Source organism: Citrobacter sp. VF227, from assembly GCF_052950715.1.
The window spans coordinates 1-255 of record NZ_JBRFVF010000749.1; the positions used below are offsets into that span (position 1 = coordinate 1).

The following is a 255-nucleotide window of genomic DNA, read 5'->3' on the forward strand; positions in this document are numbered from 1 at the left end:
CACACGCAGTACCAGACAAGAGGCACCACCGGCGTATCCAGCCCATTGACGAGGCGGCGCAGTTTCCTGCCCCGGGCTTCGGCTTTGACCTCCGGATCCAGATGGGCACAGTTCATCAGCACATGTTCGGCCACTGTCTGCCGGTCGTGTTCAAACCAGGGGGGCTCACCCGCCCCCGTCAGCAGGGACAACAGACAGCCACAGGACGCACAGGTCCATACGCCGCCCGGCGCTCTCGCGGCATCATTCGCCGTC

Annotated in this window: 1 protein-coding gene; it reads right to left on the minus strand. The window is 64.7% G+C overall.

All coding sequences use genetic code 11. The features are described 5' to 3' along the window. On the minus strand, positions 1-255 hold a 255-nt coding region (locus tag ACU8YC_RS28820; RefSeq protein WP_446896488.1), incomplete at both ends, for a DUF7828 domain-containing protein.